Below are 12516 nucleotides of genomic sequence, written 5' to 3'. Positions count from 1 at the left end.
TCCCCCGGGGCGCACCCATTATCGGCGAATGTGCCTGGGGTCACAGCCCTCTCAGCCCAGGCAACCCGGTCCCAACAGAGCCTTGAGGTCGCCCATCAGTGAGGGTGACGGGTCCACCCGCAGCGCGTCGTCCAGCCGCAGCATCGTGCCGCGCCGGCCGTTCATCAGGTTCAGGTGCACCTCGGTGGAGCCGGGATGCGACTTGAGCACGTCCTTGAGCTGCGCCACCAGCGGCCGGGTGCACTTGGCGGCGTGCATGGTCAGCTTCACCGGCATGCCGCTGGCGGCCATCTCCAGGTCCGGCAGGGCCAGGTCGTTGGCGATCAGCGAGATCCGGTCGTCCCGCTTGGCGATGCGGGCCTTGACCAGCACGATCGCGTCCTCGGCCACGCTCATCCCGACCACCGAGTAGGTCTTCGGGAAGAACAGCACCTCGATGCCACCGGCCAGGTCCTCCAGCTGCGCGGACGCCCACGACTCGCCGGACTTGTTGATGCGCCGCGTCACCGAGGCCAGGATGCCGCCGACGGTCACCTGCGCGCCGTCGGGCAGGTTGCCTTCGAGGATGGTCGCGATCGCCGTGTCCGACTGCGCCTCCAGCACCCGCTCCACGCCGTTGAGCGGGTGCCCCGACACGTACAGGCCGAGCATCTCCCGCTCCAGCGTCAGCTGGTGCTTGGACTCCCACTGCTCGTCGGGCACCTTCACGTCGAACACGCTGCCGGCGTTCTCCTCGCCGTCGTCCCCGCCGCCGAACAGGTCGAACTGGCCGACCGCCTCCGCCTTCTTGGTCTCCATGATCGCGTCGACGGCCTCGACGTGCACCATGTGCAGGCCCTTGCGCGGGTGGCCGAGCGAGTCGAACGCGCCGGCCTTGATCAGCGATTCGATGACCTTCTTGTTGCAGGCCGCCGCGTCCACCTTGCGCAGGTAGTCGGAGAAGTCGGTGAACGCGCCCTTCTGCGTGCGCGCCGCCACGATCGAGTCGACCACGTTCGCGCCGACGTTGCGGATCGCGCCCAGGCCGAACCGGATGCTGTCGCCGACCGGCGCGAACTCGCGCATCGAGTCGTTGACGTCCGGCGGCAGCACGGTGATGCCCATCTTGCGGCACTCGGCCAGGTAGATCGCGGCCTTGTCCTTGTCGTCGCCGACGGAGGTGAGCAGGCCGGCCATGTACTCGGCCGGGTAGTTCGCCTTCAGGTACGCCGTCCAGTACGACACCAGGCCGTACGCGGCGGAGTGCGCCTTGTTGAAGGCGTAGTCGGCGAACGGGACCAGGATCTCCCAGAGGGTCTTGACGGCGTCCTGCGGGTAGCCGTTGTCCAGCATGCCCTTCTCGAAGCCGGCGTACTCCTTGTCCAGGATCTCCTTCTTCTTCTTGCCCATCGCGCGGCGCAGCAGGTCCGCTTGTCCCAGCGTGTACCCGGCCAGCTTCTGCGCGATGGCCATGACCTGCTCCTGGTACACGATCAGGCCGTAGGTGGTGCCGAGGATGTCCTTGAGCGGCTCCTCCAGCGCCGGGTGGATCGGCGTGATCTCCTGCTGCTTGTTCTTGCGCAGCGCGTAGTTCGTGTGCGACTTGGCGCCCATCGGGCCCGGCCGGTAGAGCGCGCCGACCGCGGAGATGTCCTCGAAGTTGTCGGGACGCATCAGGCGCAGCAGGTCGCGCATGGGGCCACCGTCGAGCTGGAACACGCCGAGCGTGTCGCCCCGGGACAGCAGCTCGTAGGTCTTCTTGTCGTCCAGCGGCAAGGTGTCCAGGTCGGGCGGGGTCTTGCCGTTGAGCGTGATGTTCTTCATCGTGTCGTCGATGACCGTGAGGTTGCGCAGCCCCAGGAAGTCCATCTTCAGCAGGCCGAGCGTCTCGCAGGTCGGGTAGTCGAACTGCGTGATGATCGAGCCGTCCTGCGGCCGCTTCCACACCGGGATGTGGTCGGTCAGCGTCTCCGCGGACATGATCACCGCGCAGGCGTGCACGCCGGCGTTGCGGATCAGGCCCTCCAGCCCGCGGCCGGTGTCGATGATCTCCTTGACCTGCGGGTCCTGCTCGTAGAGCGCGCGGATCTCGGTGGCCTCGGCGTACCGCTTGTGGCTGGGGTCGAACAGGCCGTTGAGCGGGATGTCCTTGGCCATCACGGCCGGCGGGTAGGCCTTGGAGATCCGGTCGGCCACCGCGTAGCCGGGCTGGCCGTACAGCACCCGGGCGGAGTCCTTGATCGCCGCCTTCGCCTTGATGGTGCCGAAGGTGATCACCTGGGCGACCTTGTCCTCGCCCCACTTCTCGGTCACGTAGCGGATGACGTCGCCGCGCCGGCGCTCGTCGAAGTCGATGTCGATGTCGGGGGGGCTGACGCGGTCCGGGTTGAGGAACCGCTCGAAGATCAGCCCGTGGGCCAGCGGGTCCAGGTCGGTGATGCCCATCGCGTACGCGATCAGCGCGCCCGCGGCCGAGCCACGGCCGGGGCCGACCCGGATGCCGTTGCGCTTGGCCCAGTTGATGAAGTCCGCGACCACGAGGAAGTAGGACGGGAAGCCCATCTGCAGGATGACGCCGATCTCGAACTCGACCTGCTTGCGGTGTTCCTCGTCGATGCCGTCCGGGAAGCGGCGCTCCATGCCCGCCCACACCTGCTGCTTGAAGTACTCGTCCTCGGTCATGCCCTCGGGGATCGGGAACCGCGGCATCAGGTTGTGGAACTCGAACATGCCGGTGGTGTCGACCTTCTCGGCCACCAGCAGCGTGTTGCGGCAGCCCTCCTGCCAGGCGTCGGAGGAGTCGATCGCGCGCATCTCGTCCGGCGACTTCAGGTAGTAGCCCGTGCCGTCGAACTTGAACCGGGTCGGGTCCTGCAGGGTCTTGCCGGTCTGCACGCACAGCAGCACGCCGTGGGCGTCCCGGTCCGAGTCGTAGGTGTAGTGCGAGTCGTTGGTCACCACGAACGGCAGGTTCAGCTGCTTGGCCACGTTCAGCAGGCCGTCGCGGACCCGGCGCTCGATCTCGATGCCGTGGTCCATCAGCTCGACGAAGAAGTTGCCCTCGCCGTAGATGTCCTTCCAGTCCGAGGCCGCCTGCAGGGCCTCCTTCTCCTGGCCCAGCCGCAGCCTGGTCTGCACCTCGCCCGACGGGCAGCCCGTCGTCGCCATCAGGCCCTTGGCGTTCTCGGCCAGCAGCTCCCGGTCCATGCGGGGCCACTTGCCCAGCTGGCCGTCGATGCTCGCGTAGCTGGAGGCCCGCATCAGGTTGTGCAGGCCCTCCTTGTTGGCCGCCCAGATCGTCTGGTGCGTGTAGGCGCCGCTGGCCGAGACGTCGTCGTTCTTCTGGTGCGGCTCGCCCCAGGTGATCCGCCGCTTGTCGTGTCGGGAGCCCGGCGCCATGTACGCCTCGATGCCGATGATCGGCTTCACCCCGGCCGCGGTGGCCTGCTTGAAGAAGTCGTAGGCCCCGTACATGTTGCCGTGGTCGGTGATCGCGGCCGCCGGCATGCCCAGCCGGTCGCACTCGGCGAACATGTCCTTGAGCTTGGCGGCCCCGTCGAGCATCGAGTACTCGGTGTGCACGTGCAGGTGCACGAACGAGTCGGACATTGGTGACGGCCTCCCCTGGGCTTCAACGACGAGCGCCGTCTATCTTGCCTCGTCTCTCAGGGTGAGCACGGGTACCCCGGCGGCGTTTCGCCGCCGAACTTCAGGCCGGCCCGAAACAGCAGGTCATCACCCGGTTTTCGGCGCTGTATGCGACCTGTCACGAGGGGTGGCCGTCAGCTGCACCAGGACCGGGCCGCTGCGCTGGCAGGCCTGGCCGCAGTCGGTCTCCAGCGTGCAGCACAGGGAGCAGACCGCGCCGCCGTGGTGGACGCAGTCGACGATGTCCGGCAGCTCGTAGGGGTCCTCGCACACCTCGCACACGTGGGTCTCGGTGAGGTCGGCCGCGCCGGAATCGGGACCGGACACCAGGTTCGGCCGCGCGAGGTAGTACCGGCCGCCGGTCAGCCGCGCCGTCACCGGGACCGCGACCATGGCCAGCACGAGGGCGATGAACGGGCTCCACGCTGCGGCGATCGGCCCGAACGCGCCGAAGTAGGCGATCACGGACACGACCGAGGCCAGCACCATCGAGCCGAAGCCGACCGGGTTCACCGCGTACAGGTAGGCGCGCTTGAACTCGACGTAGGGCGGGCTCCAGCCGAGCGGCTTGCAGATCACCAGGTCGGCGACGACGGCGCCGATCCAGGCGATCGCCACGTTCGAGTAGAAGCCGAGGATGGTGTTCAGGAAGGCGAACGCGCCGAACTCCATCAGCGCCAGCGCGATGCCGCAGTTGACCAGCACGTACCAGGCGCGGCCGGGGTGGCGGTGCAGGACGCGGGAGAAGAAGTTCGCGAACGACAGCGAGCCGGAGTAGGCGTTGGTCGTGTTGATCTTGATCTGGGAGACGATCACGAACAGCGCCGCCAGCGGCAGCGTCACGGCGCCGAGCGCCGGCCGCACGGCCTCCACGTAGGGGGCGATCGGTTCCAGGACGGCGGACTGCCCGATCGCCCCCAACGCGCAGAACGCCAGGAACGCGCCGCCGAGTTGCTTCAGCGCCCCCAGCACCACCCAGCCGGGCCCGGCGGCGATCACCGCCGCCCACCAGGCCCGCCGGTTGGCCTCCGTCTTCGCCGGCATGAACCGCAGGTAGTCGGCCTGCTCGCCGATCTGCCCGATCAGCGACAGCGCGACGCCCGCGCCGAGCCCGACCCCGGTCAGCGACAGGCCGCCGCCGAACGCCGTGAACTGGCCGAACCGCTCCGGGTGCGTCGCCAGCACGACCACGAACGGCAGCACCAGCCCGACCAGCCACACCGGCTGCGTCCACACCTGCATCCGGGCCAGCGCGCGCATCCCGAACAGCACGAACGGCAGCACGATCAACGTGGTCAGCAGGTAGCCCAGCGCCAGGGGTAAGCCGAAGGCCAGCTGGAACGCCTGCGCCATGATCGACCCCTCCAGCGAGAAGAAGATCACCGTGAAGCTGGCGTAGATCAGCGACGTGAGCGTCGACCCGAAGTAGCCGAAGCCGGCGCCGCGGGTGAGCAGGTCCATGTCCACGCCGTAACGGGCGCAGGCGACGGCGATCGGGACGCCGGTGGCGAAGATGACCACCGCGGCGATGCCGATCGCCAGCGCCGCCGACGAGAAGCCGTGCAGCATCACGATGCTCGCGCCGATGGCGAAGTCGGCCAGGTAGGCGATGCCGCCCAGCGCCGTGCTCGCCACCGCGAACGGGGACCAGCGGCGAAAGGAGTGGGCGGCGTAGCGCAGCGAGAAGTCCTCGCTGGCCTCGTTGGCCGCGAGCCACGCGTAGCGGCGCTTGGGTCCGGTCTTCACTGCGGTGACGGTCATGGGTTCCGACCGTAGGAAGCGCCCTTTACGTCCAGGTTCCGTCGCTGTTACCCCCACCTGGGCAGGTGATCTTCTCCGGCGCGGCGCACCGGGACGGACGGTGCGCGGGCCGACCGGGTAGCGTGCCAGGCGTGGCCGTGCCGGATCCTGTCGACTTCCGTCTGCTCTCGCTGATCGCCGAGATGGGTCGGGCCGCCGTGCACGACGTCGCCGCGCGGCTGGGCATGGACCCGCGGGAGGCGGCCGCGCGGCTGGTGGCGCTGTCCGCACAGGGCATGCCGCTGCTGGTGGGCGTGGAGTGCGACCCGAACGGGATCAGGGCAGCGCTGGCCGCGGCGAGCCGTCCGCAGCAGCAGTGGCAGGCGTACCCGCAGCAACAGCCGCAGTACGGACCGCCGCAACAGCAAATGCCGCCCCAGTTCCAGCAGCAGCACCCCCAGCCGCAGTACGCTCCGCCGCCCCAGCAGTACGCGCCGGCGCCGCAGAGCGTGCCGTTCCCCGTGCAGCAGCCGCCCGCACAGCCGCAGCCTCAGCCGACGCAGGCACCGGCGCCTTCGCAGCCGCCGGCGGGCGGCACCTGGGGGCCGCCGCAGACGTCGGCGTGGGCGCGTGGCGACGAGCAGACCGTCACGGCCGCGCCGGTGCCGCCGCCGAAGTTCACGGTCGGGACCTCGCAGCAGACCGTCGGCCTTGAGGGCGAGCAGTTGTCCATCCAGCTGGTCGAGGTCGTCGACCCGGCGGACTTCCTGTTCACCGCCGCCGGCTACCGGCTGCAGGAGGGCGAGCGGGCTGTGGTGGTGCACACGGAGCTGACCAACCGCGGCACGGTGCCGTTCTCCTCGCTGCCCGACCTGTACCTGCTCCTGGTCACCGCCGACGGCCAGACCATCTCCAAGGCACCGGTGTCGCTGTCGTCCCGGCCGCCGCACCGCATCGGCGTGCAGCCGGGCGAGACCGCCGGCGGGCACACCGTCTACGTGCTGCCGGACTCCACCGAGCTCACGTCGGTGCGCTGGAGCCCACGCCCCGACGACCCCCAGCACTCCCTCACCTGGGAGATCGAGGCCTGACACCGGGCATTTTTCGCTACGTGAGTGGCTCAGGTGCCTCCTGAGCGAAAATGAGCCACTCACGTAGCGGAAAAAAGGGGAGAAGGGGTCAGCCCTCGGCGCGGAGTGTTTCCAGGGCGTCGCGCAGGTCGTCCGGGTACTGGCTCTCGAACGTCACCCACTCGCCGTCGGCGGGGTGGTGGAACGACAGCGTCTTGGCCTGCAGCCACTGCCGGGTCAGGTTGAGCCGCTTGGCCAGCACCGGGTCCGCCCCGTAGGTCAGGTCGCCGACGCAGGGGTGGCGCAGCGCGGAGAAGTGCACGCGGATCTGGTGGGTACGCCCCGTCTCCAGGTGCACCTCCAGCAGCGACGCCGCCCGGAACGCCTCGATCATCTCGTAGTGGGTGACGCTGGGCCGCCCGCTGGCCACGACCGCCCACTTGTAGTCGTGCTTGGGGTGCCGGTCGATGGGCGCGTCGATGGTGCCGCGCGTCGGGTCGGGATGCCCCTGCACGAGCGCGTGGTAGACCTTGTCCACGGTGCGTTCCTTGAACGCCCGCTTCAGCACGGTGTACGCGTGCTCGCTCTTGGCCACGACCATCACGCCGGTGGTGCCGGCGTCCAGCCGGTGCACCACGCCCTGCCGCTCGGCGGCGCCGGAGGTGGAGATCCGGATGCCGGCGGCGGCCAGCCCGCCGACCACGGTCGGACCGGTCCACCCGGGACTCGGGTGCACGGCGACGCCCACGGGCTTGTCCACCACGACCACGTCGTCGTCCTCGTACAGCACGACCAGGCCCTCGACGGGGATCGCCTGCACGGTGACGGGCTGCGCGGGCGCCGGCAGCGTCACTTCGAGCCACGCGCCGGCGACCAGCCGGTCGGACTTGCCGACGGCGCGGCCGTCGACCAGCACGTCACCGGAGTCGGCCAGCGTGGCGACGGTGGTCCGGGACAGGCCGAGCAGCTTGGACAGGCCGGCGTCGACGCGCATGCCGTCGAGGCCGTCGGGCACGGGCAGCGTGCGCAGGTCACTCACCGGCCTTGGCCTCCCGCGTGGAGCGGCCGTCGTAGTCCCGGCCGATGATCGCCATCAGCACGATGAGCGCGCCACCGACGCAGATCGCCGAGTCGGCGAAGTTGAACACCGGGAAGTACTGCGCGTTCGGCCCGAACACCGAGATGAAGTCGACCACGTGCCCCTGCAGCGCGCCGGGCGCCCGGAAGATCCGGTCCAGCAGGTTGCCGAGGGCGCCGCCGAACACGAAGCCGAGGCCGACGGCCCAGCCGCGCGAGCGCAGCCGGGGCGCCACCCAGATGATCGCGGCCAGCACGCCGACGCAGATCACGCTGAACACCCACGTCATGCCGGTGACGCCGAGCGAGAAGGCGGCGTACGGGTTGCGGATCACGTCCAGGTAGACCAGGCCGCCGGCGAGTTCGAGCGGCGGCCGGCCCTCGAGGTTGGCGACGACCAGCGCCTTGGTGACGATGTCCAGGGCCAGCGCGACGACGGCGGCCGTCACCAGCAGGCCGATCCGGCGGGGCAGCAGGCGCTGGGCCGCGACCGGTTCGGTGTTGGGCTCGGTGCTCACCGGCCCATTGTCCCTCAGCTCGCGACGAACGGCGGCAGCGGCCGGGTGTCGTCGGCGGGCACCCACCGGCCGTCCTGCTGCGCGTACGTCCACTTCGGTCCCTCGGTGACCAGCGTGCGCAGCGCGGCGACGAGGCGGTCCACGTGCTCGACGGTGCTGCCGAGGCCGAGGCTGGCCCGCAGCGCGCGCTGCTCGGTGGCGTCGACGCGGTCCAGCAGCCGCCGGGTCGCCACGTGCGCGCAGAACGCGCCGTCGCGGACGCCGATGCCGTACTCGGCGGACAGCGCCGCGGCGATGAGGCCGGCCTCGTGGCCGTGGATGGTGAAGCTGACGACGCCGACGCGGTCGTGGTCGCCGTGGAAGATGCTCAGCTCGTGCAGGCCGGGGATGGTGCGCAGGCCCTCACGGAGGCGGGTCAGCAGCGCCTGCTCGTGGGCGACGATGCGGTCCCAGCCGTGACGGGTGATGGTGTCGCAGGCGGCGGCGAGCGCGTGCACACCGACCACGTTCGGCGAGCCGGCCTCGTGCCGCTCCGGCACCGCCGACCACGCGACGCCCAGGTGGTCGCCCCAGTCGACGACGTTCTTGGTGGCGCCGCCGCCGACCAGGTACGGCTCGGCGGCCTGCAGCCAGTCGGCCCGGCCGATCAGCGCGCCGGCGCCGTAGGGGGCGTACAGCTTGTGGCCCGACAGCGCGACGTAGTCGACGTCGAGGGCCTTGATGTCCACGGGACGGTGCGGCGCGAGCTGCGCGGCGTCCAGGGCGATGCGGGCGCCGTAGCGACGGGCGACGGCGGCGAGGTCGGCGACCGGCCACAGCTCACCGGTGACATTGGACGCGCCCGTCACGACCACCAGCCGCGGGCCCTCCGGGCACAGCTTCAGGGCCGCCTCCAGCGCCGGCACGGCCGCGGCCGGCGACTCCGGAGTCTGAACGCGACGGACGTTCGGGCCGCGCCAGGGCAGCAGCGCCGCGTGGTGCTCGGTGTCGAACAGCACCACGGAAGTGCGGCGCGGCAACGACTTCGCGAGCAGGTTGAGCGAGTCCGTGGTGTTGCGGGTGAACACGACGGTGTCCGAGGACCGCGCGCCCACGAAGCGCCGCAACGTGTCGCGGGCCTGCTCGTAGACCTTTGTGGACACCTGGGAGGCGAAACCCGCTCCCCGGTGGACACTCGCGTACCAGGGCAGCAGCTCGTCGACCGCGTCGCGCACCTGCTCCAGACAGGGGGCGCTGGCCGCGTGGTCGAGGTTGGCGTACGTGACGCGGTCGCCGGTGACCAGCGGCACCGACAGACGGGCGCCGACCACCGCCGGCACGGTGGGGATGTCGGTGGGGGTGATGGCGCTGTCGGTGTTGCGGGCCGGCGGGATCGCGATGGTCACCGGGGTGCTCCTCGGGTCAGGGACCCGCCTTGGAGAGGGTCCGCGCTTGCCCGGTCGCCGTGTGCGACGGGCCTGGTCCTCACCCGGGGCACCCCACCGCGGAGGAGGGTTGCCGGCCAGCTAGCCGGGGCTTGACGCTGGCACTCATGACCTTTCGGCGACCACCGTAACCGACGGTGTGCGGTTCGGTCGAGGCCCCTTCCACATCGTGAGAGGCGTCACTAACGAGTGATTTCGTTCCCGGAGGGGTGAAACGCCGGTCTTTTCCCGGCGCGACCGGCGCAGACTCGGCGGGCGCACCACGTGTGGCCGACCGCTCGGAGGTAGTCATGTTCCGCGAGCTCGACGACGAGCTCAACCGGCATCTGGCGATGCTGGCCGACCTCGCGCAGGACCCGGACGACCGGCTGGTCAGCGGCGTCACCCGGGCCCAGCTGCCGCGGGTCGTGGACGCCGTCGCCACGCTGCTCAGCGAGCACTCCCCCGACGCAGGAGGCCGCTGCGGCGCCTGCCGCCCCGACCACTGGTGGCAGCCCCGCCCCGCCTTCCCCTGCCCCGCCTACCTGGCCGTGCACCGGGCCCTCTTCGCCGGCACCCTCACCTGACCGGGGTCACTCGCGGCCCGACTCGCCCTTCCAGCGGGCAAACCGCCCGGCCCGGTCGACGGCGCGGATCCGGCGCTCGGTGGCGTCCCGGACCTTCTCGGTGGCGACGACCAGCAGCTGGTCCTCCTCCTGCAGCCGGGTCGTCGGCGTCGGGGTGAAACCGGCGTCGTCGCGCACGATCAGGCTGATGGTGGCCCCCACGGGCAGCCGTAGTTCCGACAGGTAGACGCCGTGCAGCTTGGATCCGGGCTGCACGCGGACCTGCAGGAGCTCGGCGCCGAGGGTGTCCAGCGGTGCGGAGTCGACCTCGATCTCCTGGGTGTCGCCGGGCTTCACGAGCCCGAGCCAGCGGGCGACGAGCGGCAGGGTGCCGCCCTGGACGAGGGTCAGCACGACGACGAGCACGAAGACGGCGTCGACGAGGCGTTGGGCGCCGGGAACGCCCTGGGTCAACGGAATCAGGGCCAGCACGATGGGCACGGCGCCGCGAAGTCCGGACCACGAAAGGAAGACCTGTTCCCGCCACTTCACCCGGAAGGGCGTCATGGACAGCAACACCGAGAGCGGCCGGGCCAGCAGCAGCACCACCGCGCCGGCGACCAAGGCCGGGATCAGGGCGCTCACCAGCCGCGCCGGTGAGGCGAAGAGGCCGAGCAGAACGAACAGTCCGATCTGGGCCAGCCAGCCGAGTCCCTCGGCGAACGACAGCGTGTCGGACCGGTGCGGCAGCCGGGAATTCCCCAGCACCAGGCCGGTCACGTAGGTCGCGAGCAGGCCGGAAGCGTGCACCATGTCACCGAATGCGTAGGCCAGAACACACATCGCGACGGTCGCGACCGGGTACAGGCCAGTTGCGGGCAGGGCCGCCCGTCTCAGGCCGAAAGCCCCCAACCAGCCGACGATCACGCCGATCGCGGCGCCGACGACCAGCTCGTAGCCGGCCAGCAGCGGCGTTGTCCAGCTCACCGGATCGGGTGAGACGAGCAGGATGACGGCGATGAACACCGGGGCGTCGTTGAGGCCGGATTCCAGCTCGAGCGCGCCGACCAGCCGCTTGGCCACGCCAACACCGCGCAGCACGCTGAAGACCGCCGCGGCGTCGGTCGAGGACAGCACCGCGCCCCACAGCAGGGCGGTACGCCAGTCGAGGCCGAGCAACACGTGTAGCGCCGCGCCGGTGACGGCGATGCTGATCGCGACCGCCACTGTGGACAGTGCGATTCCCAGCCCCAGCGAGCCTTTCACGGACGACCACCGCGTGGTGAGACCGCCCTCGGCCAGGATCAGCACCAGCGCGGCGATGCCCAGCGACTGGGTGAGCACGGCGTTGTCGAACCGGATGCCCAGCCCGGCCTCGCCGATCAGCAGGCCGATGCCCAGGTACAGCAGCAGCGACGGCAGGCCGAGGCGGACCGACACGCGGACGGCGAACACGGAGAGCAGGAGCACCGCCGCGCCGATACCGAGCGCTGTCGAAAGATTGGGCATCCCACCTCCCGGATGTCACCTGTTCGCCTGAACATTGTGCGTGACGATCACGGAAAAGTACTAATCGACCACTTTGGATGTCCAAAATGGACAATACAGTTCGATGTTATGCTAGAAGTTCGCGCAGCCGATCGACAGTGCCGTCCGGCACCTCCACGATCTTGTCGCGACTGCGCTCCCCGGACACGATGACCACGTCCTGACGGCGGATGCCGAATGCGCCGGCCAGCGCCTTGCGCACGGCCTCGTTGGCCTTGCCCTCCACCGCGGGCGCGGCGACGGCCACCACCAGCGCCCCGTCGCCCCACACACCGCCGACGGCGTCGCGCCGCGCGCCGGGTTTTACGCGCACAGCGAACCTCACGGCGCGGATTCTACGGGGCGGTCAGCAGCCGGTAGACGCCGCGCGCGTACTCGACGAGGTCGCCGATCTCCGCGCCCCGGCGAACGATCTGCACGTGACCGAGGAGGAAGGTGTGCATCTGCAGCGCCCGCTCCCGGGCCACGGGCTCGGCGAAGCCGAGCGCCACGAACCGGCCGCAGAGGAACGACAACCGTACCTCGGTCAGGCAGCGCATCGCCTGCGCCACCAGCGGGTCGTCGGCCGCCGCGAGCATGGCGAACTCGAGGTCGTTGTCCACGCGGTCCACGACGACCCGGCTGAACACCAGCCACAGCTGCTCGTCCGGCGGCCGGTCGACCGCCGCGAACGCGCCCAGCCCGTCGGAGATCGACCCCGTCCACTGGTCCAGCGCGGCCGACAACAGCGCCTCCCGACTGGGGAAGTGCCAGTACGCGCTGCCCTTGGTGGCGCCGAGCCGCTGCGCGAGCGGCTCGACGGCGAGGGCGCTCACGCCCCGCTCGGCGATCATCTCGAGGGCCGCGGCGACCCAGTCATCCTTCGTCCGGCGCTTCCCGGCCACGATTCCATACGGTAGCGTATGGACGTGATCCGTACGGCAGCGTATGGAATCTGGTGGGGGGAACGTGCGGGCCACACAGCCGG

10 protein-coding genes and 1 riboswitch are annotated in these 12516 nt (G+C 70.4%); of the genes, 2 read left to right on the top strand and 8 right to left on the bottom strand.

Going from position 1 to position 12516, the window contains the following annotated elements; genetic code table 11:
• Nucleotides 1-51: 51 nt before the first annotated feature.
• Nucleotides 52-3588 carry a DNA polymerase III subunit alpha gene (dnaE, locus tag BJ998_RS27495; protein ID WP_184866229.1) on the bottom strand — a complete coding sequence of 1179 codons (3537 nt, stop codon included), beginning with the start codon at nt 3586-3588 and terminating at the stop codon, nt 52-54.
• Between the two features lie 126 nt (nt 3589-3714).
• The gene (locus tag BJ998_RS27490; protein WP_184866227.1) at nt 3715-5388 is read right to left on the bottom strand and encodes a purine-cytosine permease family protein; all 1674 of its coding nucleotides are present in this window, start codon (nt 5386-5388) and stop codon (nt 3715-3717) included.
• 131 nt (nt 5389-5519) lie between these two features.
• Here BJ998_RS27490 and BJ998_RS27485 point away from each other — a divergent pair, with 131 nt between their 5' ends.
• The gene (locus BJ998_RS27485; RefSeq protein WP_184866225.1) at nt 5520-6458 is read left to right on the top strand and encodes an Lrp/AsnC family transcriptional regulator; all 939 of its coding nucleotides are present in this window, start codon (nt 5520-5522) and stop codon (nt 6456-6458) included.
• A gap of 88 nt (nt 6459-6546) precedes the next feature.
• Here BJ998_RS27485 and BJ998_RS27480 read toward each other — a convergent pair whose 3' ends face one another.
• The 3 genes from BJ998_RS27480 to BJ998_RS27470 are packed head-to-tail and all read right to left on the bottom strand — an operon-like array spanning nt 6547 to nt 9417.
• Nucleotides 6547-7431, bottom strand: a complete 885-nt coding sequence (locus BJ998_RS27480; RefSeq protein WP_184868971.1) for an RluA family pseudouridine synthase — start codon at nt 7429-7431, stop codon at nt 6547-6549.
• A gap of 37 nt (nt 7432-7468) precedes the next feature.
• Nucleotides 7469-8032, bottom strand: a complete 564-nt coding sequence (lspA, locus tag BJ998_RS27475; RefSeq protein WP_312890356.1) for a signal peptidase II — start codon at nt 8030-8032, stop codon at nt 7469-7471.
• Nucleotides 8033-8046: 14 nt separating this feature from the next.
• A complete protein-coding gene (locus BJ998_RS27470) occupies nt 8047-9417 on the bottom strand; it encodes an aminotransferase class V-fold PLP-dependent enzyme (protein WP_184866223.1) in 1371 nt (456 codons plus the stop codon).
• 37 nt (nt 9418-9454) lie between these two features.
• A riboswitch (SAM riboswitch) is annotated at nt 9455-9569 on the bottom strand.
• 177 nt (nt 9570-9746) lie between these two features.
• Here BJ998_RS27470 and BJ998_RS27465 point away from each other — a divergent pair.
• Nucleotides 9747-10022: a hypothetical protein gene (locus BJ998_RS27465; protein WP_184866221.1), complete on the top strand. Its 276-nt coding sequence runs from the start codon at nt 9747-9749 to the stop codon at nt 10020-10022.
• Between the two features lie 6 nt (nt 10023-10028).
• Here BJ998_RS27465 and BJ998_RS27460 read toward each other — a convergent pair whose 3' ends face one another.
• The 3 genes from BJ998_RS27460 to BJ998_RS27450 all read right to left on the bottom strand — a co-directional run bounded on the left by BJ998_RS27460 (nt 10029) and on the right by BJ998_RS27450 (nt 12433).
• Nucleotides 10029-11510 (bottom strand): potassium/proton antiporter, encoded by a 1482-nt coding sequence (locus tag BJ998_RS27460; protein ID WP_184866218.1) that lies wholly within the window; start codon nt 11508-11510, stop codon nt 10029-10031.
• Between the two features lie 106 nt (nt 11511-11616).
• Nucleotides 11617-11874 (bottom strand): DUF167 domain-containing protein, encoded by a 258-nt coding sequence (locus BJ998_RS27455; RefSeq protein WP_184866216.1) that lies wholly within the window; start codon nt 11872-11874, stop codon nt 11617-11619.
• Between the two features lie 10 nt (nt 11875-11884).
• Nucleotides 11885-12433 (bottom strand): TetR/AcrR family transcriptional regulator, encoded by a 549-nt coding sequence (locus BJ998_RS27450; RefSeq protein ID WP_184866214.1) that lies wholly within the window; start codon nt 12431-12433, stop codon nt 11885-11887.
• Between the last annotated feature and the right edge of the window lie 83 nt (nt 12434-12516).

The organism is Kutzneria kofuensis (assembly GCF_014203355.1).
In the GTDB taxonomy this organism is placed as follows: domain Bacteria; phylum Actinomycetota; class Actinomycetes; order Mycobacteriales; family Pseudonocardiaceae; genus Kutzneria; species Kutzneria kofuensis.
The sequence above is the reverse complement of the archived record's forward strand: the minus strand, read 5'-3'. Positions and strand labels throughout refer to the sequence as shown.